Source organism: Salipiger sp. PrR003, assembly GCF_010500785.1.
Classification (GTDB): Bacteria; Pseudomonadota; Alphaproteobacteria; order Rhodobacterales; family Rhodobacteraceae; genus Salipiger; species Salipiger pacificus_A.
This window is the reverse complement of sequence record NZ_JAAGOV010000032.1, coordinates 224,127-246,729: the sequence shown is the minus strand read 5'-3', so window position 1 is coordinate 246,729 and position 22,603 is coordinate 224,127. Positions and strand designations below refer to the sequence as shown.

Sequence of the window (22,603 nt, the reverse complement as noted above, 5' to 3'; positions counted from 1 at the left end):
GGCGCGCACATCCCTGCAAAACAGGGGCGTCGGGCTTGCGGGGGCGGGGGGCTCTGGGGTATGAGACCGCGATATTCCACATGACAGACGAGGCAAGGGGTCCACATGGCCGGCCATTCCAAATGGGCAAACATCCAGCACCGCAAGGGCCGTCAGGACGCGGTGCGCGCCAAGCTCTTCTCGAAATTCTCCAAAGAGATCACCATCGCCGCCAAGATGGGCGATCCCGATCCCGAAAAGAACCCGCGCCTGCGGCTCGCCGTCAAGGAAGCCAAGAGCCAGTCCATGCCCAAGGACAACATCGAGCGCGCCATCAAGAAGGCGATCGGCGGCGACGGTGAGGATTACGAGGAAATCCGCTACGAGGGCTATGGCCCGAACGGCGTGGCGGTGATCGTCGAGGCGATGACCGACAACCGCAACCGCACCGCCTCCAACGTGCGCTCGACCTTCACCAAGAACGGCGGCAACCTCGGCGAGACCGGTTCGGTTGCCTTCATGTTCGAGCGCAAGGGCGAGATCATCTACAAGGCCGCCGCCGGTGATGCCGACACCGTCATGATGGCGGCGATCGAAGCTGGCGCCGAGGATGTCGAGAGCGACGAGGAAGAGCACGTCATCTACTGCGCCGACACCGATCTGAACGAGGTCGCCACCGCGCTCGAAGCTGAGCTTGGAGAGTCGGAATCGACCAAGCTGATCTGGAAGCCGACCACCACCACCGAGCTCGATCTCGACTCGATGCAGACGCTGATGAAGCTGGTCGATGCGCTGGAAGACGACGACGACGTGCAGCGCGTCACCACCAACTTCGAAGCTTCCGACGAGGTCATGGCCCAGCTCTGAGCCGCGCCAACTCGTGCAATGCCGAAGGGGCGGGGGGAGACTCCCGCCCCTTTTTCGTGCTGCGCCGCGATCCCGGGCGCAGGGGCGGCGCAGCCACCGCCTAGCGCCGCGTGTAGTGACGCATCTCGTCGATCATCCCGAGAAACGGCCGGATGTGACCGAAGAACTCGCGGAACTCGGCGCTGCCGCGGAATTTCTCCATGTGATCCTCGGCCGAGGTCCACTGGATGCGCAGGATGAATTGAGTAGCGTCCTCGTCGCACTGGCAGATCTCGAACTCCAGCGCGTAGGGCGAGCGCAGCAGCGGTGCCCGCGCCTCGGTATAGGCGCGCAGGAAGTCGTCCTGCTGCGCCTCGGGCACCGTGTAGCGGATGTACTCCACCGTCATGTGGCGGGCTCAGACGCGCGTGATCGCCAGCTCGACCACCCCCGGCACGGTTCCGGAATAGGTGGCGGTCAGTGCCAGATCGAGATCGCCCAGCGTGATGTGCTGGTGCTGCGCGCGTCGGTCGCCGCCTCGGTCCTCAAGCTTTTCGCCGATGCGCAAGACAAACTCGCTGCCGTCATGCGCCATGCCGTCGAGCGCCCGCTTGGGCATCACGCCGGAATAAAGCTCCACCCGATCCGCGGTTGACTTCGGGCAGGCACCGAAGACGATGAAAAAGGCACTGAGCGTGCCGACGCTCTCGTCGTGGAAATCGTGGCGGAAGCCGATCGAGGCGCCGACCCCGCCAGCGCTGTTCTCGGCGGTGGCGCCGACGGCCTGGAAGCCCGCGATCACCTGCGGCGGCAGCGCCGTCTCCAGCCAGTCGCCGGCATGCAGCGCGTCGCCCATGAGGTGCCAGGTCAGCTCGGTGTCATTGGCGATGACGAATTCCACCTGCTGCGCCGGGGCAGGGTGCGGCATGGTGCCGAGATCGCCGCGCATCGCCTCGAAAGCGCCGAGGATGTCATGCGCTCTGATGGGGGTGCTGTGGGGCGGACTCCCCGCGTTTGTGGCAAAACCTGCCATGACTATATCTCCTGGAAATGGACTTCTTGCAAAAATACGAAACCCAGTTTGCCGCAATCGGGGCGGCGCACCAACAGCCTTTCTGTGGCAGGCGGCAAACCGCCATCGCTGCCCGTCCCGGGGCCCTTGCCTCGCGCCGGATCAGGCGTCAGTTTGGCGCCGACAGATGCGCTCGCTTCATGACCCGCAAGGACCGATGACCCAATATCTCGACATGCCCGACTATCGCCTCGCCTATGTCCACACGCCGGGGGAGGGGCCGACCGTGGTCTTCCTGTCGGGCTACAAGTCCGACATGGAAGGCACCAAGGCCGTGCATCTCGAGGCTTGGGCCAAGGCCCGGGGCCGGGCCTTCCTGCGGCTTGACTACTCCGGCCACGGCCAGTCCGGCGGCACCTTCGAGGAGGGGTGTATCGGCGATTGGGCGGCGGATGCGCAGGCGGTGATCGAACATGCCACCTCCGGCCCGCTGATCCTCGTCGGCTCGTCGATGGGCGGCTGGATCGGCAGCCTGCTGACCCAGCGGCTGAAGGACGTGCGCGGCTTCGTCGGCATCGCCGCCGCGCCGGACTTCACCGAGGACGGCTTCTGGGCCGGGTTCTCCGAGGCCGAGCGGACCGAGGTGATGGAGACGGGCGTGGTCTATCTGCCTTCGGCCTATGGCGATCCCTATGCCGTCACCCGCAAGCTGATCGAGGACGGGCGCGAGAACCTCGTGCTGCGGAGCCCGCTGCCGATGCCCTTCTCGGTGCGGCTGGTGCAGGGCACCGAGGACGAGGCGGTGACCCGCGAGACCGCGCTGCGCCTGCTTGACCACATCGACAGCCCCGACCTGCGGCTCACGCTGGTGAAGGGCGCCGACCACCGCTTTTCCGAGCCCGAGAACCTGACCCATATCGAGACCGCCATCCTCGAGGTTGGCGGCTGAGGAGAGACCATGGACCATCGCATTAGCCTCATCACCCTTGCCGCCCGCGACCCCGAGGCGCTGGCCGGCTTCTACGAGGCGCTGGGATGGGAGCGCGTCGATGCGGTGCCCGGCATGGTGGTCTTCGACTTGCTGGGGCAGGCGATCGGCATCTATTCCCGCGACGCGCTGGCCGAGGACATGGGGGTGGAGCCCGAGACCCTCGGCCATGGCGCGATGACGCTGGCGCATAACGTCGGCTCGCCCGAGGAGGTCGACGCCCTGATGGCCAAGGCCGAGGCGGCGGGGGCAAAGATCCTGCGCCCCGGCGGCGGAGTGCACTGGGGCGGGCACATCGGCTATTTCGCCGACCCCGAAGGGCACGTCTGGGAGATCGCCCACAACCCGTTCTCGCCGCTCCGGGCCGAGGATGGCGCCTTCCGCTGGCGCGGCTACTGAGCCCGGCAGGGCTTTCTTAACCACGCGCGCCTAGGCTGCCCCCGGCAAGGGAGGCGGCCATGCAGGGCTTCGATCCGCAATACCGGGACTACCCCGACTACCTGCGCCAGTTGGCGCAGCAGGTCTGGTCGCGCCGGGGGCTCGGCGGCGAACAGGCGCTGGACCGGCTCTGGCACCCTCACGTGATCCTGCGCCGCCCCGGCGGCATCGGCTTCGGCCCCGAGGCGCTGCGCGCCGAGGTCTTCGAGCTGGTCTCGGCCCTGCCGGACCTCGAGGCGGTGACCGAGGATGTGCTCTGCACCGGCACCCCGCGGCGCGGGCTCCTCGGCGCGCAGCGGCTGCTGTGTTCGGCCTCGCATGGCGGCGAGGGGGTCTTTGGCGCACCATCCGGGACACGTCTGCGTTTTCGCACGCTCGCCGAACTGCATGCCAAGGACAATCGCGTCGCCGACCTCTGGGCGGTGCGCGACACCGGGGCAATCCTGCGCCAGATCGGCCTTTCGGTGCGGGACTGGGCGCGCTGGCGGCTCACCGGGCGCGACCCGGACAGCCAGCCCTTCCGCCCGCAGGTCGATGCGCAGGGGCCCTACACGGGGCAGGGCGACGACAGCCGCTGGGGCGAAGCCCATGCCGCCCTGCTCGAAGAGATGATGGACGGCGGCTTCTCGGTCGCCCCGGCCCGTTACGATGCCGCCGCGCGGCTCTGCCTTCCGGGCGGAGAGATGTCGCGCGGCGCCGAAGGCGGCGAGCGCTTCTGGCTGGGGCTGCGCGCGGCCTTCCCCTCGGCGCGTTTCACCATCCACCACCGCATCGGCGCCGAGGCGCCGCGCTGCCCGCCGCGCACCGCGCTGCGCTGGTCGCTGAACGGTCGGCACGACGGCTGGGGCCGCTTCGGCCCTCCCACCGGCGCAGAGGTGCACGTGATGGGGCTCAGCCAGGCCGAGTTCGGGCCTGAAGGGTTGCGCCGGGAATGGTCGCTCTACGACGAAGCGGCGGTCTGGATGCAGATCCACCTTGGCACCGGCGCCGTCCCGGCGCAGGCGACCAGCAAGCCCGCCGCGGCGCGCCTTGGCTGAGCCCCGCGCCGCCCCGGCTGCTGCGAAGACCGCCCCACGGCGGCGGGCCGCCGGTGCGGTGACTTCCTGCTTTCGCTGGGAATCTTCGGCATATAGTCTACGTCCCACTGCAGGGACGGGCGCATCGGGCGCCGCGAAAAGTCCCGCGGCTTGACGACAGGGCAGAACGGACTTGGTGACCCAGCTCACGCATCTCATGCGCGCGGCGCCCGCCGCGCGGAACCACGACCCGGACACCCGGAGGCGGCGGCATGGCTGAGCCGCTCGTCCTGTTGCCGGAAACCATGTGCGACGCGCGGCTCTACGGCCCCCAGATCGCCGACCTCTCGCGCGAGATGGCGGTGATGGTCGCCCCCGTCCACCTCGGCGACCGCATCGAAGAGATCGCCTCGACCCTGCTCGACGTGTTGCCCCGCCGCTTCGCGCTGGCGGGCTGCGGCTTCGGCGGGATGGTGGCGATCGAGCTGCAGCGGCGTGCGCCTGACCGCGTGACGCGGCTGATGATGATCGGCAGCTCGCCCCTTGCCGACACACCGCAGCAGGCCGACGAGCGCGACCGGCTGGTGATCAAGGCCCGCGCCGGAAAGTTCGCAGAAGCGGTCGAGGCGCTGCTCCCCAAAGAGAGCCTCGCCGAAACCCCCTATCGCGACGAGATCATGGCGCTGGTGCGCGACATGGCCGAGGGCTTCGGCTCCGATGTCTTCGTGCGGCAGGCGCGGGCTTTGCAACGGCGGCGCGACCAGCAGGCGGTGGTGCGCAAGCTGCGCATCCCGGTGATGATCGTCGCCGGGACGCAGGACACGCTCTACCCCGAGAAACGACAGCGCGTGCTGGCCGAGCTGATCCCTGGCGCGGTGCTGCGGATGATCGCGGGCACCGGCCACCTGCCCATGCTCGAGGATCCGGATGCGCTCAGCGCGGCGATCCGCGCCTGGATGCGCCTCCCGGTGCCGCGCTGAGTCGCGCCAAAGCTTGACCGCCCCCGCGCCGCCGCCTATGGGAGCCGGGCGTGGAGGGCTGGGCGGCCGCTGCGGCGGGTGACCGCCGGAGAGGAAAGTCCGGACTCGCTGAAGCATCGGTGCCGGGTAATGCCCGGGCAGGGCAACCTGACGGAAAGCGCCACAGAGAACAGACCGCCGTCCCTCGGGGCGGTAAGGGTGAAACGGTGGGGTAAGAGCCCACCGGGGGGCTGGCAACAGGCCCCGCATGGCAAGCCCCACCGGGAGCAATGCCAAATAGGGACCCCGCGCGGGGCATGATCTCTTCGGAGATATCGCCGCAGGGCCGCTTCAGCCCGAGGGGTCCGGGTTGGCAGCTTGAGCCGTGCGGCAACGTACGGCCTAGAGGAATGGTCGCACAGGGGCGGGGCAACCCGCTCTGGACAAAATCCGGCTTATAGGCCCTCCACGCATGATATCTCCTCCGTCCGCGCCGGGCGCGCTGGGGATGAATTTGGGGAAAATCCGTCTTCCTCGCGATTCCCGACCCGAGAGCTGTTGACTCCGGGCCGCGGCTGGGTAAAAGGCGGGCTCCAAGAGATTTCACGGGCGGCTTTCGCCCCCCGTTGCAGGAGAAGAAGAATGGCGAAGCCGACCACCATCAAGATCCGCCTGAACTCGACCGCCGGGACGGGCCATTTCTACGTGACCAAGAAAAACGCGCGGACCATGACCGAGAAGATGACCGTGCGCAAGTACGACCCGGTCGTGCGCAAGCACGTGGAATACAAAGAAGGCAAGATCAAGTAAGCCTTCCTTGATTTCGGATCACGAGAGCCGCACGGGAAACCGCGCGGCTCTTGTCGTTTCTGCGGCGTGCATCCCGGGCAGGTCAGAGCGCGAATTTGCCTGGTGTGCCAGGCACGTGCCGCATTCCGTATGCCAAAGTGGCCCATGGTATACCGCTAATGCGTTGATTTCCCTGCATGACGGGCATTCCGTCTCGTGGGTTTCTGCGCTTTTCCTTTCGTGAGACGCTGCGTCGCAGAATTTCGGCCGCCCAAGTCGCGGTCCCTCCCTCCCGGCGCGTTCCGCGCAGATCCGAAAGAGACCCATATGATCAAATCTTCTCTCCTGGCCGCCCTGGCCATCGCCCTTCCCATGTCGCTGCCGCTGGCTGCGTCCGCCGCCTCGCTGACCCTCTCCGAGCCGCTCGCCGGCGGCACGTTGCGTGAGGGCACCGTGGATATGTCCGTCTACACCCAGCCCGTGGATGAGACCGGCATCGAGGTCGTCGCCTTCTACACCGAGCGCGCAGGTGGCGAGCCGATGCGCCTTGCGATGCGGCTCGAGGATGGCGACAGCACCACCTTCGGCCTGCCGGGGGTCTCGGGCGTGTCCTATCGTTTCGAGCGCGCCGCCGAGGCTGTCACCGTGACCAGCGCCCCGGCCCGCAGCGAGCTTGCGCTGAACTGAGCGGCGCCCGTGTCGCATCGGCCAAAGGCCGTCCCCGCGGGGACGGCCTTTTTGCTGCGCATTGGCCTCTCGCGTGGACCGCGGCGCTCTGCTAGGGGTCGCGCGACGAAGCAGGGGCCGGGTAGCGATGGACGAGACGCGGATCATTCTTGAGGCAGGACCGGGCGGCGCAGCGGCGCTCTTCGAGCGTCCGCGCGAACTGGTCACCGCGTCGAGCCCCGCCGGGGCGCTCGTGGCGCTGGCGCGGCTCGAGCAGGCGCGGGCCGAGGGCTTCTGGGTCGCGGGCTACGCCGCCTACGAGCTCGGTTTTGCGCTGGAGCCGTCGCTGGCGCATCTTTGGGTACCGGGTGCCCCGCTGCTGCACTTCGGCATTTTCGACGCCCCGCAGGACGCTTCGGCGGCGCTGGAAGAGATGCCGGGACAGGGCGCGCGGGTCACCTCCGTGACGCCGCTCTGGTCACCAGAGCGCTACGCCGGGGCCTTCCACGAGATCAAGGAGATGCTGGCGGCGGGCGACCTCTATCAGGTCAACCTGACCATGCCGATGGAGGCCCGTTTCGAGGGTACACCCGAGGCGCTCTGGGCGGCGCTGCGAGCCTATCAGCCGGTCGGCCACGGCGGGTTTGCACAGCTTGGGGGCGAAACGATCCTATCTTGCTCGCCCGAGCTTTTCTTCCGGCTCGACGCGGGCGGCCGGATCGAGGTGGCGCCGATGAAGGGCACCGCCCCGCGGGGCGCCACCCCGGCCGAGGACAATGCACTGCGCGAGGCGCTGGCGGCGGACGAGAAGAACCGCGCCGAGAACGTGATGATCGTGGACCTGATGCGCAACGACCTGTCGCGGCTGGCGCGGCCGGGCAGCGTCAAGGTGCCCGAACTGCTGAAGGTCGAACGCTATGCCACGGTGCACCAGATGGTCTCGCGGGTGGTGGCCGAGCTTGAGGGGCGCCCCTCGGTGACGGACCTGCTGCGGGCGATCTTCCCTTGCGGCTCGATCACCGGGGCGCCGAAGATCGCTGCGATGAAGGCGATCCACCGGCTCGAGGGCTGGCGCCGCGGGGTCTATTGCGGCGGGCTGGGCTGGATGGCGCCGGATGGGTCGGCGGAGTTCAACGTGGCGATCCGCACGCTGAGCGTGACCGGCGCGGGCCGCGCCCTGCTGGGTGTCGGCGGCGGCATCGTGCAGGACAGCAACTGCGAGGCGGAATACGAGGAGGCGCTGTGGAAAGCCCGATTCCTGACCGGATTGATGCAGCAGGGCTGAGCCCCGAGCTGCGGCTGATCGAAACCCTGCGCTGGGAGCCTGGCAGCGGGGCCCTGCGCGGCGTGCGGCACGTGGCGCGCTGCCTGCGCAGCGCGGCGGCACTCGACATTCCGCTGGAGCGGGCGGCGCTGGAGGCTGCATTGGCTGGGTTCGATGCCGACAGCCCGCAGCGGCTGCGGCTGACCGTGGGACGGGCGGGGGATATCGAGATCACCTCGGCGCCCTTCGATCCCGCCGCTGTCCCCGCGGGGACGCGGGTGATGCTCTGCGCCGCGCGGCTCGACCCCGGGGCGGCGCTGCTGCGCCACAAGACCACCGCGCGGGCGCTCTATGACGCGGCGCTCGGGACGCGGCCCGAGGGGGTGGATGAGCTGCTCTTTCTCAACACCCGCGGCGAGCTCTGCGAGGGGGCTTACACGAATGTCTTTCTGGAGCGTGAAGACGGCGCGCGGGTGACCCCGGCGCTCGCCTCAGGGCTGCTGCCGGGGGTTCTGCGCGAGACGCTGCTGGAGGAGGGCGATTTTCCCGAGGCGGTGGTCAGCCTTGCCGATCTGCGGCGGGCCAAACGGCTCTGGATCGGCAATTCGCTGCGCGGACTGATGGCGGCCGAACTGCTGCCCGGAGAGGTGTCGTCGCCGCTCTGAGGCCGCCGGGGCGTGCCCAAAGAAAAGCCCCGCCAGACCGGGGTCTGGCGGGGCCGGGATGCCGGTGCTGGCGGCGCGATTACTCGCGGTTGCCCATCAGCTGCAGCAGGAACATGAACAGGTTGATGAAGTCCATGTAGAGGTTCAGCGCGCCGACGATGGCCGACTTGGCGAGCCATTCGCTGTCGCCGCTGGCGGCGTGCTGGATGTAGGTGTTCTTGATGTTCTGCGTGTCATAGGCGGTCAGGCCGGCGAAGATCAGCACACCCAGGATCGAGATGGCGAAGTGGATCGCCGGCGAGCCGAGGAAGATGTTGATGATCGAGGCCACGAGGATGCCGATCACGCCCATGATGAGGAACGAACCCCAGCCGGAGATGTCCTTCTTCGTGGTGTAGCCCCAGAGCGACAGGCCGGCGAAGGCGATCGCGGTCACCAGGAAGACCTGGGCGATCGAGAAGCCGGTGAAGGCCACGAAGATCCAGCTCAGCGACAGGCCCATCACCGCCGCGAAGGCATAGAAGAAGAGCTGCGCGCCGGCGGCGGACAGGCGCTGGAGGGCCGCGCCGAAGGCGAAGACCATGATCAGCGGTGCAAACATGACGATCCAGCCGAGGATGTTCGGCTGAAGGGTCATCGGGTCGCGGAAGACCGCCAGAAGATTAGGGCTCGTGCCGACGGCCCAGGCGACTGCGAAGGTCAGCAGCATGCCCACGGACATGGTCGCATAGACCTTGTTCATGTGCGCGCGGAGCCCCGCGTCAATCTGGGCCGCGCGTGCGCCAGCCGCGCCGTGGGTCCGGATTGTGTTCAAGTCTGCCATCGGGTCGTGTCCTCCGAGTTGAATATGTGCAGCAGCAGTATAACTGTTCGGGTCCGATATTGGCAGCGGCTTGCTTCTTTTCAAGAAGGGCGATGCGTAAAAGAGACTGTTTATGAACTAAAATTGCCCTCTCCGTTCAGCCGCGGCGGGGCGGCGGCGGAGAGGGCAGTGCGGGCCCCGGGGGGAGCGGCCCGAAAAGCGAAATGGCGCGAGGGGCTTGCGGCAGGGCTCAGAGGCGCCAGTGGCTCGGCGCGTCCCAGAAGCCGCGCTTGGCCTCTTCCAGTGCCTGACGCCTGGTCAGACCCAGATCGCGCAGCAGATGATCGTCGAGCTCGGCGAGCTTGCGGCGCTGGCGGGAAAGGCCGAGCAGCGCGACAAAACGGGTCAGCAGGGACGCGCGGCGCAGCGGGCGGTGCCCGATCCGGGCGCGGGGCAGGGCGATATCACGGGGCATGAGGCTATCCTTCACATATACTGATGTGTTTGGGTGTTTCCATGTTGCTGTGTGATGAGTTATGCTGCGAGGGGGAATATCTGTAAAACGAATGTTCCTGAAGCAAATCATCACGGAGCTTGATGTATGCGAAACCTCGATCTGACGACCCTGCGCTCGTTCGTGGCGGTGGCGGATGCCGGCGGGGTGACCCGCGCCGCGGGCTTTCTGAACCTGACGCAATCGGCGGTCTCGATGCAGCTCAAGCGGCTCGAGGAGATGCTGGGGCTGGCGTTGCTCGACCGCTCGGGGCGGGGCGTGGCGCTGACGCCCGCCGGCGAGCAGCTGCTAAAATACGCGCGCCGCATGGTCGAGATGAACGACGAGATCTATGCTCGGCTCACCCGGCAGGAATGGGAGGGGGAGATCGTGCTCGGCGTGCCGCATGACATCGTCTACCCCGTGATCCCGCGGATCATGAAGCGGATGCAGCGCGATTACCCGCGGGTGCGGGTACAGCTGATCAGCTCCTATACCTCGGATCTCAAGGAACAGTTCGCCCGCGGCGCCATCGACGTGATCCTCACCACCGAGAGCGCGCCGGGCGAGGGCGGTGAGGCGCTTCTCGAGGTGCCGCTGCGCTGGTTCGGCGCGCCGGGCGGCACCGCCTGGCGGAGCAAGCCGCTGCGGATTGCCTTTTCGCGCCGCTGCGGCTTCCGGCCCGTCGCCATCGCGCAGATGGAGCGCGAGGGGCTCGACTGGGAGCTGGCGGTGGATTCCGAGATGGACCGGACCATCGAGGTCTCGGTCTCGGCCGATCTTGCGGTCACGCCGATCCTCGAGGGGCACGCGCCGCAGCATTTCGAGATGATCCCGCAGGGGGTGCTGCCGGACCTCGGGCTGCAGCAGATCTGCCTTTATGGCTCGGCCGCCAAGCCGCAGATCATCGCGCCGATGCTGGAGATGCTGCGCAGCGAGTTCTGCACCCTGCGCCGCCGCCCCGAGCTGGCGGCGGAATAGGGCTCAGCCGGGGATCTCGATCACCACCTTGCCGGTCGAGGTGCGGTTGCGCAGCAGATCGAGCCCCTCGGCGACGGCGGACAGCGGCAAAACGTGGCTGATGTGCGGCTGCAGCTTGCCCTCGGCGTGCCAGGCGAAGAGTTGCGCCAGCGAGCCGGTCAGCGCTTCGGGGCGGAAGGTGAGGTAGCCGCCCCAGTAGAGCCCCATGACGGTGAGGTTCTTGACCAGCAGGTGGTTGGCCTTGATCTGCGGGACGGTGCCACTGGCGAAGCCGATGGTCAGCAGGCGCGCCTCGGGATTGCAGGCGCGGAAGGCGGCGTCGAACTGCGCGCCGCCAACGGCATCATAGACCACGTCGGCGCCGCCAAGCGCCTTAACCTCGGCGCGCAGGTCTGCATCGGTCGCGTCGATCAGGTGATCGGCCCCGGCGCGGCGCGCGACCTCGAGCTTTTCCGGCCCGCGGGCGCAGGCGATGACCCGCGCGCCCATCAGCTTGCCGATCTCGACCGCGGTGAGGCCAACGCCGCCCGCCGCGCCGAGCACCAGCAGCGTCTCGCCGGGCTGCAGCCGGGCGCGGTGGTCCAGCGCAAGGTGGCTGGTGCCATAGGCGATCTGGAACCCTGCGGCGACGGTGCTGGACATGCTCTCGGGCAGGGGCACGGCGCGGGCGGCCTCGAAGACGCCGTATTCCGCCAGCCCGCCCTGGCCGCCAAAGAGCGCAACGCGGTCTCCGGGGTGGGGATGCTGGACGCCGGGACCGACGGCATCGACCACTCCGGCGACCTCCATCCCGAGGGTGAAGGGCGGCTCGGGCGTGTCCTGGTAGCGGCCCTCGATCATCAGAAGATCGGCAAAGTTCAGTCCGCAGGCCTCGATCCGGAGGCGAATCTGCCCGGCGCCCGGCACTGGAAGGGGCGTCTCGATGAGATTCGGTGGCGTGCCAAACGAGTCAATCCGATAGGCTAGCATTACATATCCCTCGGTATAGGTTTCGGGTTTGCCCGCTTTGGTAACGGCTTGTCGCGCTCAGAACTTGGCAAAAATGTGAAAGCACAGAAAGCGACGTTAAGTCATTGTTTGGATTTACAACCGTGGAGTGAATTACCTCCGTGACGCTCATCGGCAGCGGCGCAACTCACTTGATCTGCATCAAACAAGCAAGGTAGCTTTTGTTCACGTAAAAAGTGTGGCTCCGGCCGCTGCTGTGAGCGGTCGGTTTTTTTGTTGGTGCTCTGCATTTTTTCGCAGGGCGAGTGAAAGGAAGAAACGATGACGCATCCCGTGGACGTGCATGTGGGTAAACGCATTCGTCACCGCCGCTGGCTTGTCGGAATGACGCAGCAGCAACTCGCAGAACATGTCGGTATCAAGTTTCAGCAGATCCAGAAGTACGAAACCGGTGCGAACCGCGTCAGCGCGTCCCGGTTGTGGGATATCGCCGACGCCCTCGAGGTGCCGGTGAGCTTCTTCTTCGAGGGGATCGAGAGCGGCCAGTCCGCCGACGAGACGACCGCCACGCCCGCCAGCCCATCCATGCCCGCCGACATCCTCGGCGACAAGGAGGCGCTCGACCTGGTGCGTTCCTACTACGCGATCCCCGAGAACCAGCGCCGCCGCCTGTTTGAATTGGCCCGGGTGCTCTCGGACGTCGCTTGAGCCTTGGAGCCCCCTGCGTTAGCTGGATCCGGTAGGATCGCGCAGCAGGGGGCCGTCATGGCTGAGACTTCCACCGGAATTTCCGCAGACTTGATTTCCGCAGACTTGGCCGAAGAGCTCTGGCAGACCGCCGCCGAGATGGCCGAGGCCGCGCGCGCGGCAATCCTGCCGCATTTCCGCGCCGAGGGGCTTGGCGCGGACAACAAGCTCTCCGAGGGGTTCGACCCGGTGACCGTCGCCGACCGCGCCGCCGAGCAGGCGATGCGCGCCGTCTTGGCGGCGCGCCGTCCGATGGATGCGATCCTCGGCGAGGAATACGGCCACGAGTCGGGCGAGAGCGGGCTGACCTGGGTGCTCGATCCGATCGACGGCACCCGCGGGTTCCTGTCGGGCACGCCGACCTGGGGTGTGCTGATCGCGCTGTCGGATGCCTCGGGCCCGGTTCTGGGGGTGATCGACCAGCCCTATACCTCCGAGCGCTTCGAGGGGGGGCTTGGACGTGCCGTCTGGTCCGGCCCGCTGGGTGCGCGTCCGCTGGCGTCCCGGCCGGCGCGGCCGCTCTCCGAGGCGATCCTCTTCACCACCTTCCCCGAGGTCGGCACCGAGGCCGAGGCCGCCGCCTTCCGCCGGGTGTCGGCGCAGGCGCGGCTCACCCGCTACGGCATGGATTGCTACGCCTATGCGCTGCTCGCCGCCGGGCAGATCGACCTGGTGATCGAGGCCGGGTTGCAGGCCTATGACGTGCAGGCGCCGATCGCGGTGATCGAGGCGGCGGGGGGCCTGGTCACCGACTGGCAGGGCGGCAAGGCCCATGAGGGCGGTCAGGTGCTGGCCGCCGCCAATGCCGAGATCCACGCCGCCGCGCTGGCGCTGCTGAACGGCTGAGGGCGCGGCGCGCATTCTTCGGCAAATCCCGAAACAGCCTCATCCGGGGTCAGCCTTTCCTTCGATGCCCCGAAGGGGCAGGGTGGCGCTATCCACCCGAGGAGCCCCAAGATGAGTGAAATCCTGATCCGCAACGCGCGCACTGTCCTGACCATGGATGATGCCGGGACCGAGCTAGCGGATGTCGACATCCTGCTGCGCGACGGGGTGATCGCCGAGATCGGCCCTCGGCTCGAGACCGAGGGCGAGATCGTCGATGCGCGTCATTGCGTGGTGACACCGGGCCTCGTCAACACCCATCACCATCTCTACCAGGGGCTGACCAAGGCCGTGCCCGGCGGGCAGGACGCGCTGCTCTTTGGTTGGCTGCAGACGCTTTATCCGATCTGGGAGCGCTTCGGGCCCGAGGAATTCTACGTCTCGGCGCAGGTCGGGCTGGCGGAACTGGCGCTCTCGGGATGCACGCTGAGTTCCGACCACCTCTATCTCTATCCCAACGGCGCGCGGCTCGATGACAGCATCGCCGCAGCCGAGGACCTGGGCGTGCGCTTCCATGCCACGCGCGGCAGCATGAGCATTGGCGTCAGCGAGGGCGGGCTACCGCCGGACTCGCTGGTCGAACAGGAGAGCGCCATCCTCGAGGATTGCATCCGGGTGATCGACGCTTTCCACGACCCTTCGGAGGGCGCCATGGTGCGGGTCGGCGTCGCGCCGTGCTCGCCGTTCTCGGTGAGCCGCGAGCTGATGCGCGACAGCGCCATCCTCGCCCGCGACAAGGGGGTGATGATGCACACGCACCTTGCCGAGAACGACGAGGACGTGGCCTATTCGCTCGAGAAATTCGGTTGCCGCCCGGGGCAATACGCCGAGGACCTGGGCTGGACCGGCCCGGACGTCTGGCACGCCCATTGCGTGAAGCTCGACGGGCAGGAGATCGACCTGTTCGCCGCCACCCGCACCGGCGTGGCGCATTGCCCCTGCTCCAACTGCCGCCTCGGCTCGGGCATTGCGCCGGTGCGCGCGATGCTGGATGCGGGGGTGAAGGTCGGGCTGGGTGTCGATGGGTCGGCGAGCAACGACATGGCAAACCTCGTCGGCGAGGCTCGGCAGGCGATGCTGCTCCAGCGGGTGCAGCACGGCGCCGACGCGATGAGCGCGCGTGCGGCCCTGCGGGTGGCGACGCGGGGCGGGGCCGAGGTGCTGGGCCGCAACGATTGCGGGCAGGTTGTCATCGGCATGCGCGCCGATCTGGCGCTTTGGGATGTCAGCGGGCTCGGAAGCGCCGGATCCTGGGATCCGGCGGCGCTGCTGCTGGCAGGACCGCAACAGGTGCGGCACCTTTTTGTCGAGGGGCGGCAGGTGGTGCGTGGCGGACGCATCGCGACGATAGACATTGAGGCCGCGCTGCGCCGCCACGGGGAAATGGCGCGGACGCTCGCCGGGTTCGGCTGAACCCGGTCCTGAGGGGAACACATACGACCGGAGGATTTTCATGCGACCTGCGCTGACTGCCCGACTGCTGCCGCTTGCCCTTTGCGCGGCGCTCTGCGCCTGCGTGGTGGTGCCGCTGCCGCAGACCGACACCGGGGGCGAGCCCGCGCGCTTCCTCGAAAACCCCTCGGGGGCGCAGCTCAACGCGCTCCGCGAGAGCCGAGGGCTGGCGCCCCTGAGCTATTCGCCGGTGCTGCAGAAAGTGGCGCAGGGCCATGCCGACGACATGGCGCGAATGAACGAGATGACCCATACCGGCAGCGACGGCAGCACCATCGGCGAGCGCATCCAGCGCCGCGGCTACAACCTCCGGCGCGGCGCCGAGAACATCGCCGAAACCGGCCGCGGGCTGGGTCGGGCGATGGAGATCTGGACCAACTCTCCGCCGCACCTGTCAAACATGCTCATGGAGGATGTGAAGGAGTATGGCATCGCGGGGACCGGCGACTACTGGGTCATGGTGGTCGCCCGGGTGAAATGACCCGCGCTGCGGGCAGGCGGCTCCGGCGCGGCGCAGGCTTGCCGGGCGTCGCCTCCGCGCCATCTATATGCAGGGCCTGAAGGACCGGAGAGTGCTGATGAAACTGCCCAAGTGGCTTGCCCTGACCCTGCTGCCGCTGGCGCTTGCCGCCTGCGTCGATGTGCGCGCGCAACCCGGCGTGGTTGCGACGTCCGTGTCAAAGCCGGTGTCAAAGCCCGCATCAAAGCCGGTGGCCGTGGCCAACCAGCCTGCCGCCCGCGGCCAGGTCGAAGGGGCGAGCATCTACGAGCTGCGGCGCGCGCCGTCGCAGGTGGTGCAGAGTTCGCAGGCCGAGGCCGCGGCGGTCTTCAACGGCTGGCGCCGGGCGCAGGGGCTGGCACCGCTGACCCGCTCGGCGCAGCTGCAGCGCGCCGCGCAGGCCCATTCCGATGACATGGCGCGGATGAACAAGATGAGCCACGTCGGCAGCGACGGCAGCCGCGTCGGCGCGCGCGCGCGGGCGGCGGGATACGACTACCGCCATGTCTCGGAAAACGTTGCCATGACCCCGCTCGGCATCGACAGCGCGATGGAGCTCTGGGCCAAGTCATCTTCGCACCGCGCGGCCATGCTGCGCACGGATGTGCGCGAGTTCGGCCTCGCGCAGAACGGCCGCTACTGGACGCTGGTCATGGGCGTGCGCAAGTAGGACCAAGGGCGCGCGGGAGGCGCCCCGGCTCCGAGTGTCAGATCATCTGCCTTCCGGCCACGTAGGTGGCCCGCACCGCCCGGTCGTCGCCCATCATCATGGTCGGGAAGAGCGCCTCCCAGATGTCGTCAGCCTGTGCCACCCGCTGCGCGATGGCCGGGGTTGAGGCCAGGTCGAGCACGGTGAAATCGGCCTCGAGCCCCGGCGCGAGGTTGCCGATCCGGTCCTCGGCCATCAGCGCCATCGCCGAGCCCTGCGTCGCCAGCCACAGCAGCGCCGAGGGGTGCAGCGGGTGATGGCGCAGCTGCGCCACCTCGTAGGCTGCAGCCATGGTGCGCAGCATGGAAAAGGACGAGCCGCCGCCGGTGTCGGTGGCCAGCCCCACCCGCAGCCCTGCCTTGGTCAGCCCGTCCATGTCGAAGAGCCCCGAGCCGATGAAGGTGTTCGAGGTCGGGCAATGCACCAGCGCCGCGTTGACCTCTTTCAACCGCGCATGCTCGCGCGGCTCGAGATGGATGGCGTGGCCGTAGAGGCCTCGCTCGCCCAGCAGCCCGTAGGCCTCGTAGGTGTCGAGATAGTCGCGCGCCTGCGGGTAGAGCGATTTCACCCAGGCGATCTCGTCGGTCTGCTCGGAAAGGTGCGTCTGCATCAGCACCTCGGGGTGCTCGGCCCAGAGCGCGCCGAGCGCCTGCAGCTGCCCGGGGGTCGAGGTCGGCGAGAATCGCGGGGTGATCACATATTCTGCCCGCCCCCGGCCGTGCCAGCGCTCGAGCAGCGCCTTGCTGTCGTCATAGGCCGATTGCGCGCTGTCCCGCAGGAACTCGGGCGCGGTGTCGCGGTCCATGCAGGTCTTGCCGGCGAAGACCCGCATCCCGCGCGCCTCGGCGGCGCTGAACAGCGCCTCGACGGACTCGGGGTGGATCGTGCAATAGGAGCAGACCGAGGTGGTCCCATGCGCCAGCAGCAGATCAAGATAGCGCCCGGCGATCTCGTCGGCGTAGGCGCGCTCGGCAAAACGCGCCTCGGTGGGGAAGGTGTAGTGGTTGAGCCAGTCGATCAGCCGCTTGCCCCAGCTCGCGATCATCCCGGTCTGCGGGTAATGCGCGTGCGCGTCGACGAAGCCCGGCACGATCAGCGCCTCGCCATGGTCCACCACCCGCGCGGCGGGATGCGCGGCACGCAGCGTCTCGGCGGTGCCGATCTCTCGAATCACCCCGTCCTCGACCAGCAGCGCCCCGGCAGGCTCGTGGCGCGCCGCCTCGACCCCTTCGGTGAAGGGCGAGCCGGTGAAGCGCAGGGTCTGCCCGAGGTGCAGGGTCGGCGAAAGGGGGGTGGGGCTGGTGGGGGCCATGTCGGTCCTCGTGGTTGCGACCGGCCTAGGATGCGGGCGGCCAAGGTCAAGCGCAATGCGCCTCTGTTGCTCGTTCGCGCAATCCCCTAAGGTTTGCGCGAACGGCATTCAACGGGGCAGGCATGACCGAAGAGACCGGAAACCCGGCGACGGAAGACACCCGCGAAGACGAGACCAACCCGCTGGAACGCAAGGTGGTCTCGGCGATCCTCTATGCAGTGGATGTCGGCGACCGCGAACAGCTCGTCGCGCTGATGGAGCCGCTGCACGCGGCCGACATCGCCGACCTTCTCGAGCAGATCAACGCCTACGACCGGATGCGGCTGATCAAGCTCTACGACAAGGAGTTCGACGGCGAGATCCTGTCGGAACTCGACGAGTCGATCCGCGAAGAGGTGATCCGGGCGCTGACCCCCGAGGTGCTCGCCGACGCGGTGCGCGAGCTCGATTCCGACGACGTGGTCGACCTTTTGGAAGACCTCGACCAGGATCAGCAGGATGCGATCCTCGATGTGCTCGAGGACAGCGACAGGGTCGCGGTCGAGAAATCGCTGACCTACCCGGAGTATTCCGCCGGCCGCCTGATGCAGCGCGAGGTGGTCATGGCCCCCGAGCATTGGAACGTCGGCGAGGCGATCGATTTCCTGCGCAGCTCGGACGATCTGCCGGAACAGTTCTACCACATCATCCTCGTCGATCCGAAGCTGCGCCCGGTGGGCAACGTGACGCTGGGCAAGTTGATGGCCTCGCGGCGCGAGGTTCTGCTGAAATCACTGGTCGAGGAAACCTTCCATGTCATCCCGGTGACCCGGCCCGAAGCCGATGTTGCCTATGCCTTCAATCAGTACCACCTGATCTCGGCCCCGGTCGTGGACGAGAACGAGCGGCTGGTCGGGGTGATCACCATCGACGACGCCATGGCCGTGCTCGATGAGGAGCACGAGGAGGACATCCTGCGCCTCGCCGGGGTCGGCGACGAGAGCCGCATTTCGGACAGCGTGATCGAGACCACCCGGCAGCGTCTGCCGTGGCTGGGGGTGAACCTGATGACGGCGATCCTCGCGTCGCTGGTGATCGCCCAGTTCGAAGGTACGATCAGCCAGCTGGTGGCGCTGGCGGTGCTGATGCCGATCGTCGCGTCGATGGGCGGCAATGCCGGCACGCAGTCGTTGACCGTGGCCGTGCGCGCGCTGGCGACCAAGGATTTGACCAGCGCCAACCTCTGGCGGGTGATCCGGCGTGAGCTGATGGTCGGGCTGATCAATGGCGTCAGCTTTGCGCTTGTGATGGGGGTTCTGGAATACCTCTGGTTCGGCAGTGCGATGCTGGCGGTCGTGATCGCCGCGGCGATGGTCATCAACCTTGTCGTCGCCGGGCTGGCGGGGATCGCGGTGCCCGTGGTGCTCGAGAAATTCAATGTCGACCCGGCGCTGGCCTCCGGCACCTTCGTGACCACTGTGACCGACGTGGTCGGGTTCTTCGCCTTCCTCGGGCTGGCGCAGGCGGTGCTGCTGTGAACCTCGACGAGGCCAAGCGCGCCGCCCGCGCCGAGGCGGCGCGGCGCCGCACCGAGGCCCATGCGGCCGATGCGGGGGCTGGCGCAGGGATGTTGAGCTCGGTGCTGGCGGGCTACCGCGGCGTGCCGCTCTCGGGCTACATGCCGATCCGCTCCGAGATCGACCCGCTGCCCGCCATGGCCGAGGCGGCGGCGCATGGTCCGGTAGCGATCCCGGTGATCGAGGCGCGCGGTGCACCGCTGCGCTTTGCCCGCTGGGAGCCCGACATGGCGCTGGTGCCCGGCGCCTTCGGCGCGATGATCCCGGAGTACCCCGAGTTCGTGACGCCCGAGATCCTCATCGTTCCGCTGCTGGCCTTCACCCGGGACGGCCATCGGCTGGGCTATGGCGGCGGTTTCTACGACCGCACGCTTGCGGCGCTGCGCGCTGCGCGCCCGACGCTGGCCATCGGGTTTGCCTACGCGGCGCAGGAGGCAGGGCAGGTCCCGCTCGAGCCCACCGACGCGCCGCTCGACATGATCGTGACCCCGACCGAGGTGATCGCGCCGAGCCGAGGCTGAGCGCGCCCCGCGAGGCAGGCCAGTGTGGGGCGCGGCAGATGCCGGTACGCCCCGGTTTCACGGCTGTGCCGGGAGCGCCGGTGTCAGAGCGCCCGCCAGCCGATGTCGCGCCGGCAGAACCCTTCGGGCCAGTCCACGGCATCCACCAGCGCATAGGCACGCGCCTGCGCCTCGGCGAGCGTGGCGCCGCGGGCGGTGGCGTTCAGCACCCTGCCGCCGGTGGCGACGATCTTGCCGTCCTTCTCGGCGGTGCCGGCGTGGAACATCTGGGTGAAGCTGTCCTCGGGCAGGCCCTCGAGCCCGGAGATCATCGTGCCCTTCTCGTAGGCGCCCGGGTAGCCCTCGGCGGCCATCACCACGGTCATCGCGTGATCGTCGGCCCAGGTCACCTTGGCCTCGGCCAGTCGGCCCTCGGCGCAGGCGTGCAGCAGGTCCAGCACCTGACCACCAAGGCGCATCATCAACACCTGGCACTCGGGATCGCCGAAGCGGACGTTGTATTCCACGAGGCGCGGCTGTCCGTTTTCGATCATCAGGCCGACGTAAAGCACGCCCTGGTAGGGCGTGCCGCGGCGCGCCATCTCGGCCATGGTGGGGCGGACGATTTCGTCGAGCGCCTTTTGCGCCACCTCGTCCGAGAGAACCGGGGCGGGGGAATAGGCGCCCATGCCGCCGGTGTTGGGACCGGTGTCGCCCTCGCCGACGCGCTTGTGGTCCTGCGCGGTGCCGATGGGCAGCACGTCGGTCCCGTCGACCAGCACGAAGTAGGACGCCTCCTCGCCGGTCATGAACTCCTCGATCACCACCTCGGCGCCGGCCCCGCCGAAGGCGCCGCCGAACATGTCGTCGATCGCTTCTTCGGCCTGCGCCACGGTCTCGGCGATGATCACGCCCTTGCCGGCGGCGAGCCCGTCGGCCTTGACCACGATCGGCGCGCCCTGGGCGCGCACGTGCGCCTTGGCGCTTGCGGCGTCGGTGAAGTGGCCGTAGCCGGCGGTGGGCGCCTTGGCGGCGTCGCAGATTTCCTTGGTGAAGCTTTTCGAGGCCTCGAGCCGGGCAGCCTCCTTGGAGGGGCCGAAGACCAGCACGCCCGCCTCGCGCAGCCGGTCGGCAACGCCCGCGGCGAGCGGCGCCTCGGGGCCGACGATGACGAGGTCGATGGCGTTCTCACCGGCGAATTCCGCCACCGCGCCGCCGTCCTCGACGTCGAGCGAGGCGCATTCGGCGATCTGCGCGATCCCGGCATTGCCCGGCGCGACGATCAGTTTGTCGCACTTGGGGTTCTGCATCACGGCCCAGGCCAGGGCATGTTCGCGACCGCCGCCGCCGAGGATGAGGATGTTCATGGGGCCCGCTCTTTCAAGGTAAGGATCGCGGGCTTCCTACCGGCGGCGGGGGGATCTGGCAAGACGGCAGGACGCGCCCACCTTTCCCTTGGCGCCACCGGGCGCTAGTCTGGGCAAAGCGCGGGCGGACCAGCCCGGACAGGGCACTTACGGCAAGACGGGGCAAGACGGGCACCATGGACCTTTTCGAAGACGATACCCCCGGGGATGCAGGCGACGGCAACATGCCCGAGTTCACCGTCTCGGAGCTGTCAGGCGCGGTGAAACGGGTGATCGAGGGCGAGTTCGGCTTCGTGCGGGTGCGCGGCGAGCTGGGGCGGATTTCGCGGCCGCGCTCGGGGCATCTCTACCTTGACCTCAAGGACGACAAGTCGGTGATCTCGGGCATCGTCTGGCGCGGCGTCGCCGGCAAGCTCGAGATGCAGCCCGAGGAAGGCATGGAGGTGATCGCCACCGGGCGGCTGACCACCTATCCCGGCCAGTCGCGCTACCAGATCATCATCGAGGACATGCGCCCCGCCGGGCTTGGCGCGCTCATGGCGATGCTGGAAAAGCGTAAGGCGATGCTGCAGGCCGAGGGGCTTTTTGATCCCGCCCGCAAGAAGCCGCTGCCCTTCCTTCCCGAGATCATCGGCGTGGTCACCTCGCCCTCGGGCGCGGTGATCCGCGATATCCTGCACCGGCTGCGCGAGCGGTTCCCGCGCAAGGTGCTGATCTGGCCCGTCGCGGTGCAGGGCAAGAGTTCGGCCGCCGAGGTCGCCCGGGCCATCGAGGGGTTCAACGCGCTCAGCCCGGGCGGCGCGCTGCCGCGGCCCGATCTGCTGATCGTCGCCCGGGGCGGCGGCTCGGTGGAGGATCTCTGGGGCTTCAACGAAGAAATCGTGGCGCGGGCGGCCGCGGCCTCGAAGATCCCGCTGATCTCGGCGGTGGGGCATGAGACCGACACCACGCTCATCGACTTCGTCTCGGACCGCCGCGCGCCGACGCCAACCGCCGCCGCCGAGATGGCGGTGCCCGTGCGCATGGAGCTTCTGGCGCGGACCGGGGAGGGGCAGCTGCGGCTGACCCGCGCGCTCAGCCACCGGCTCGAGGTGCGTGGCCAGCGGCTGCGCGATCTGGCCCGGGCATTGCCGCGGGCCGAGACGCTTCTGGACCAGCCGCGCCAGCGGCTCGACCTGCTGTCGGACCGGCTGCCGCAGGCGCTGATCCGCGGGGTCGACCGGCGCCGGCTGGCGCTCTCGCAGCCCGCCGGGGCGCTGCGCCCGGGGCTGCTGAGCCGCATGCTTGCCACCCGCGCCGAGGCGCTGGGGCGCCGCGCCGACCGGCTGTCGATCCGGCCAATCCAGCGCGAGATCGCGCTCGGGGCCGACCGGCTGCGCGCGCTCGGCAAGCGGCTCGACGATGCTGGCACACGCAGGGTCGAGGAGCCCCGGGGCAAGCTCGACGGGCTTGACCGTCTGCTGCAAACGCTGAGCTACAAGGGCACGCTGGCGCGCGGCTACGCGGTGGTGCGCGGCGAGGGCGGGCAGGTGCTGACCACGGCTTCCGCCGCGAAGGAGGCCGCCGGGCTAGAGATCGAATTTGCCGACGGGCGGATGAAGATTGGCGGCGCGGCCTCGGGCAAGCCCAGGAAGGCCAAGGCGCCGGAGCAGGGGAGCCTGTTCTGAGGGGGCGGGACCCGGGGCTCGGCCCCCGCCGCGCCGAGGGATATCTCGGCCCATAGAATGCAG

Annotated in this window: 25 protein-coding genes and 1 other RNA gene; 19 read left to right on the top strand and 7 right to left on the bottom strand. The window is 68.4% G+C overall.

The window, feature by feature from the left end; all coding sequences use genetic code 11:
* Positions 1–105: 105 nt before the first annotated feature.
* Entirely contained in the window at positions 106–846 is a 741-nt protein-coding gene (locus tag G0D83_RS08820) for a YebC/PmpR family DNA-binding transcriptional regulator (RefSeq protein ID WP_108964886.1), read from the top strand.
* Positions 847–946: 100 nt separating this feature from the next.
* Here the strand turns inward: G0D83_RS08820 and G0D83_RS08815 are convergent, their stop codons facing one another.
* Both G0D83_RS08815 and G0D83_RS08810 read right to left on the bottom strand, forming a co-directional pair.
* The gene (locus G0D83_RS08815; RefSeq protein ID WP_164192177.1) at positions 947–1,234 is read right to left on the bottom strand and encodes an antibiotic biosynthesis monooxygenase; all 288 of its coding nucleotides are present in this window, start codon (positions 1,232–1,234) and stop codon (positions 947–949) included.
* 9 nt (positions 1,235–1,243) lie between these two features.
* The gene (locus tag G0D83_RS08810) at positions 1,244–1,858 is read right to left on the bottom strand and encodes a hypothetical protein (protein WP_164192174.1); all 615 of its coding nucleotides are present in this window, start codon (positions 1,856–1,858) and stop codon (positions 1,244–1,246) included.
* Between the two features lie 196 nt (positions 1,859–2,054).
* Here G0D83_RS08810 and G0D83_RS08805 point away from each other — a divergent pair, with 196 nt between their 5' ends.
* The 9 genes from G0D83_RS08805 to G0D83_RS08765 all read left to right on the top strand — a co-directional run bounded on the left by G0D83_RS08805 (position 2,055) and on the right by G0D83_RS08765 (position 8,622).
* Positions 2,055–2,786, top strand: a complete 732-nt coding sequence (locus G0D83_RS08805) for an alpha/beta fold hydrolase (RefSeq protein WP_164192172.1) — start codon at positions 2,055–2,057, stop codon at positions 2,784–2,786.
* A gap of 9 nt (positions 2,787–2,795) precedes the next feature.
* A complete protein-coding gene (locus G0D83_RS08800; RefSeq protein ID WP_164192169.1) occupies positions 2,796–3,224 on the top strand; it encodes a VOC family protein in 429 nt (142 codons plus the stop codon).
* Between the two features lie 59 nt (positions 3,225–3,283).
* Positions 3,284–4,300 (top strand): ester cyclase, encoded by a 1,017-nt coding sequence (locus G0D83_RS08795; RefSeq protein WP_164192166.1) that lies wholly within the window; start codon positions 3,284–3,286, stop codon positions 4,298–4,300.
* 251 nt (positions 4,301–4,551) lie between these two features.
* Positions 4,552–5,259, top strand: a complete 708-nt coding sequence (locus tag G0D83_RS08790; RefSeq protein WP_164192163.1) for an alpha/beta fold hydrolase — start codon at positions 4,552–4,554, stop codon at positions 5,257–5,259.
* A gap of 50 nt (positions 5,260–5,309) precedes the next feature.
* An RNA gene (gene rnpB / locus G0D83_RS08785) (RNase P RNA component class A) lies at positions 5,310–5,712 on the top strand.
* A 168-nt stretch (positions 5,713–5,880) separates the two neighbouring features.
* On the top strand, positions 5,881–6,048 hold the full coding sequence (gene rpmG / locus G0D83_RS08780) for a 50S ribosomal protein L33 (RefSeq protein ID WP_007799108.1): 168 nt from the start codon (positions 5,881–5,883) through the stop codon (positions 6,046–6,048).
* A gap of 306 nt (positions 6,049–6,354) precedes the next feature.
* Complete coding sequence (locus tag G0D83_RS08775; RefSeq protein ID WP_235940282.1) at positions 6,355–6,714, top strand: hypothetical protein; 360 nt, start codon at positions 6,355–6,357, stop codon at positions 6,712–6,714.
* A gap of 127 nt (positions 6,715–6,841) precedes the next feature.
* On the top strand, positions 6,842–7,978 hold the full coding sequence (locus tag G0D83_RS08770; protein ID WP_164192160.1) for an aminodeoxychorismate synthase component I: 1,137 nt from the start codon (positions 6,842–6,844) through the stop codon (positions 7,976–7,978).
* The gene (locus G0D83_RS08765; RefSeq protein ID WP_370457196.1) at positions 7,936–8,622 is read left to right on the top strand and encodes an aminotransferase class IV; all 687 of its coding nucleotides are present in this window, start codon (positions 7,936–7,938) and stop codon (positions 8,620–8,622) included. Before G0D83_RS08770 ends, G0D83_RS08765 begins: the two co-directional genes overlap by 43 nt.
* Positions 8,623–8,701: 79 nt before the next feature.
* Here G0D83_RS08765 and G0D83_RS08760 read toward each other — a convergent pair whose 3' ends face one another.
* Both G0D83_RS08760 and G0D83_RS08755 read right to left on the bottom strand, forming a co-directional pair.
* Positions 8,702–9,445, bottom strand: a complete 744-nt coding sequence (locus G0D83_RS08760) for a Bax inhibitor-1/YccA family protein (RefSeq protein ID WP_108964894.1) — start codon at positions 9,443–9,445, stop codon at positions 8,702–8,704.
* Positions 9,446–9,674: 229 nt separating this feature from the next.
* Entirely contained in the window at positions 9,675–9,899 is a 225-nt protein-coding gene (locus tag G0D83_RS08755) for a DUF1127 domain-containing protein (protein ID WP_164192157.1), read from the bottom strand.
* A gap of 126 nt (positions 9,900–10,025) precedes the next feature.
* Between G0D83_RS08755 and G0D83_RS08750 the strand changes: the two genes are divergently transcribed.
* Positions 10,026–10,898, top strand: a complete 873-nt coding sequence (locus G0D83_RS08750; protein WP_164192155.1) for a LysR family transcriptional regulator — start codon at positions 10,026–10,028, stop codon at positions 10,896–10,898.
* Between the two features lie 3 nt (positions 10,899–10,901).
* Here the strand turns inward: G0D83_RS08750 and G0D83_RS08745 are convergent, their stop codons facing one another.
* Positions 10,902–11,867, bottom strand: a complete 966-nt coding sequence (locus G0D83_RS08745) for an NADPH:quinone oxidoreductase family protein (RefSeq protein WP_108964897.1) — start codon at positions 11,865–11,867, stop codon at positions 10,902–10,904.
* Positions 11,868–12,167: 300 nt separating this feature from the next.
* On the opposite strand from G0D83_RS08745, the gene G0D83_RS08740 reads away from it, so the two are divergent.
* The 5 genes from G0D83_RS08740 (at position 12,168) to G0D83_RS08720 (ending at position 16,099) form a co-directional block, all read left to right on the top strand.
* Positions 12,168–12,554, top strand: coding sequence for a helix-turn-helix domain-containing protein (locus G0D83_RS08740; protein WP_108964898.1), 387 nt, complete (start codon positions 12,168–12,170; stop codon positions 12,552–12,554).
* A gap of 57 nt (positions 12,555–12,611) precedes the next feature.
* Complete coding sequence (gene hisN / locus G0D83_RS08735; RefSeq protein WP_108964899.1) at positions 12,612–13,439, top strand: histidinol-phosphatase; 828 nt, start codon at positions 12,612–12,614, stop codon at positions 13,437–13,439.
* A gap of 111 nt (positions 13,440–13,550) precedes the next feature.
* On the top strand, positions 13,551–14,891 hold the full coding sequence (locus G0D83_RS08730; RefSeq protein WP_164192153.1) for an 8-oxoguanine deaminase: 1,341 nt from the start codon (positions 13,551–13,553) through the stop codon (positions 14,889–14,891).
* A gap of 40 nt (positions 14,892–14,931) precedes the next feature.
* Positions 14,932–15,411 (top strand): CAP domain-containing protein, encoded by a 480-nt coding sequence (locus tag G0D83_RS08725; protein WP_164192151.1) that lies wholly within the window; start codon positions 14,932–14,934, stop codon positions 15,409–15,411.
* A gap of 97 nt (positions 15,412–15,508) precedes the next feature.
* The gene (locus G0D83_RS08720) at positions 15,509–16,099 is read left to right on the top strand and encodes a CAP domain-containing protein (protein WP_203595096.1); all 591 of its coding nucleotides are present in this window, start codon (positions 15,509–15,511) and stop codon (positions 16,097–16,099) included.
* Positions 16,100–16,136: 37 nt separating this feature from the next.
* Here G0D83_RS08720 and guaD read toward each other — a convergent pair whose 3' ends face one another.
* Complete coding sequence (gene guaD, locus G0D83_RS08715) at positions 16,137–17,450, bottom strand: guanine deaminase (RefSeq protein ID WP_164192147.1); 1,314 nt, start codon at positions 17,448–17,450, stop codon at positions 16,137–16,139.
* A gap of 122 nt (positions 17,451–17,572) precedes the next feature.
* Here guaD and mgtE point away from each other — a divergent pair, with 122 nt between their 5' ends.
* Positions 17,573–18,967, top strand: a complete 1,395-nt coding sequence (gene mgtE, locus G0D83_RS08710; protein ID WP_164192145.1) for a magnesium transporter — start codon at positions 17,573–17,575, stop codon at positions 18,965–18,967.
* A complete protein-coding gene (locus tag G0D83_RS08705; RefSeq protein WP_164192143.1) occupies positions 18,964–19,527 on the top strand; it encodes a 5-formyltetrahydrofolate cyclo-ligase in 564 nt (187 codons plus the stop codon). Before mgtE ends, G0D83_RS08705 begins: the two co-directional genes overlap by 4 nt.
* A gap of 83 nt (positions 19,528–19,610) precedes the next feature.
* Here the strand turns inward: G0D83_RS08705 and purD are convergent, their stop codons facing one another.
* A complete protein-coding gene (purD, locus tag G0D83_RS08700) occupies positions 19,611–20,873 on the bottom strand; it encodes a phosphoribosylamine--glycine ligase (protein WP_164192141.1) in 1,263 nt (420 codons plus the stop codon).
* 176 nt (positions 20,874–21,049) lie between these two features.
* On the opposite strand from purD, the gene xseA reads away from it, so the two are divergent.
* Positions 21,050–22,540 (top strand): exodeoxyribonuclease VII large subunit, encoded by a 1,491-nt coding sequence (gene xseA, locus G0D83_RS08695; protein ID WP_164192139.1) that lies wholly within the window; start codon positions 21,050–21,052, stop codon positions 22,538–22,540.
* The last annotated feature ends 63 nt before the right edge of the window (positions 22,541–22,603 follow it).

What these genes read in the sequence shown, in the direction of transcription:
- G0D83_RS08820 (WP_108964886.1), top strand. Translation starts at nt 106, where the DNA reads ATGGCCGGCCATTCCAAATGGGCAAACATCCAGCACCGCAAGGGCCGT.
- G0D83_RS08815 (WP_164192177.1), bottom strand. Translation starts at nt 1,234, where the DNA reads ATGACGGTGGAGTACATCCGCTACACGGTGCCCGAGGCGCAGCAGGAC.
- G0D83_RS08810 (WP_164192174.1), bottom strand. Translation starts at nt 1,858, where the DNA reads ATGGCAGGTTTTGCCACAAACGCGGGGAGTCCGCCCCACAGCACCCCC.
- G0D83_RS08805 (WP_164192172.1), top strand. Translation starts at nt 2,055, where the DNA reads ATGACCCAATATCTCGACATGCCCGACTATCGCCTCGCCTATGTCCAC.
- G0D83_RS08800 (WP_164192169.1), top strand. Translation starts at nt 2,796, where the DNA reads ATGGACCATCGCATTAGCCTCATCACCCTTGCCGCCCGCGACCCCGAG.
- G0D83_RS08795 (WP_164192166.1), top strand. Translation starts at nt 3,284, where the DNA reads ATGCAGGGCTTCGATCCGCAATACCGGGACTACCCCGACTACCTGCGC.
- G0D83_RS08790 (WP_164192163.1), top strand. Translation starts at nt 4,552, where the DNA reads ATGGCTGAGCCGCTCGTCCTGTTGCCGGAAACCATGTGCGACGCGCGG.
- rpmG (WP_007799108.1), top strand. Translation starts at nt 5,881, where the DNA reads ATGGCGAAGCCGACCACCATCAAGATCCGCCTGAACTCGACCGCCGGG.
- G0D83_RS08775 (WP_235940282.1), top strand. Translation starts at nt 6,355, where the DNA reads ATGATCAAATCTTCTCTCCTGGCCGCCCTGGCCATCGCCCTTCCCATG.
- G0D83_RS08770 (WP_164192160.1), top strand. Translation starts at nt 6,842, where the DNA reads ATGGACGAGACGCGGATCATTCTTGAGGCAGGACCGGGCGGCGCAGCG.
- G0D83_RS08760 (WP_108964894.1), bottom strand. Translation starts at nt 9,445, where the DNA reads ATGGCAGACTTGAACACAATCCGGACCCACGGCGCGGCTGGCGCACGC.
- G0D83_RS08755 (WP_164192157.1), bottom strand. Translation starts at nt 9,899, where the DNA reads ATGCCCCGTGATATCGCCCTGCCCCGCGCCCGGATCGGGCACCGCCCG.
- G0D83_RS08750 (WP_164192155.1), top strand. Translation starts at nt 10,026, where the DNA reads ATGCGAAACCTCGATCTGACGACCCTGCGCTCGTTCGTGGCGGTGGCG.
- G0D83_RS08745 (WP_108964897.1), bottom strand. Translation starts at nt 11,867, where the DNA reads ATGCTAGCCTATCGGATTGACTCGTTTGGCACGCCACCGAATCTCATC.
- G0D83_RS08740 (WP_108964898.1), top strand. Translation starts at nt 12,168, where the DNA reads ATGACGCATCCCGTGGACGTGCATGTGGGTAAACGCATTCGTCACCGC.
- hisN (WP_108964899.1), top strand. Translation starts at nt 12,612, where the DNA reads ATGGCTGAGACTTCCACCGGAATTTCCGCAGACTTGATTTCCGCAGAC.
- G0D83_RS08730 (WP_164192153.1), top strand. Translation starts at nt 13,551, where the DNA reads ATGAGTGAAATCCTGATCCGCAACGCGCGCACTGTCCTGACCATGGAT.
- G0D83_RS08725 (WP_164192151.1), top strand. Translation starts at nt 14,932, where the DNA reads ATGCGACCTGCGCTGACTGCCCGACTGCTGCCGCTTGCCCTTTGCGCG.
- G0D83_RS08720 (WP_203595096.1), top strand. Translation starts at nt 15,509, where the DNA reads ATGAAACTGCCCAAGTGGCTTGCCCTGACCCTGCTGCCGCTGGCGCTT.
- guaD (WP_164192147.1), bottom strand. Translation starts at nt 17,450, where the DNA reads ATGGCCCCCACCAGCCCCACCCCCCTTTCGCCGACCCTGCACCTCGGG.
- mgtE (WP_164192145.1), top strand. Translation starts at nt 17,573, where the DNA reads ATGACCGAAGAGACCGGAAACCCGGCGACGGAAGACACCCGCGAAGAC.
- purD (WP_164192141.1), bottom strand. Translation starts at nt 20,873, where the DNA reads ATGAACATCCTCATCCTCGGCGGCGGCGGTCGCGAACATGCCCTGGCC.
- xseA (WP_164192139.1), top strand. Translation starts at nt 21,050, where the DNA reads ATGGACCTTTTCGAAGACGATACCCCCGGGGATGCAGGCGACGGCAAC.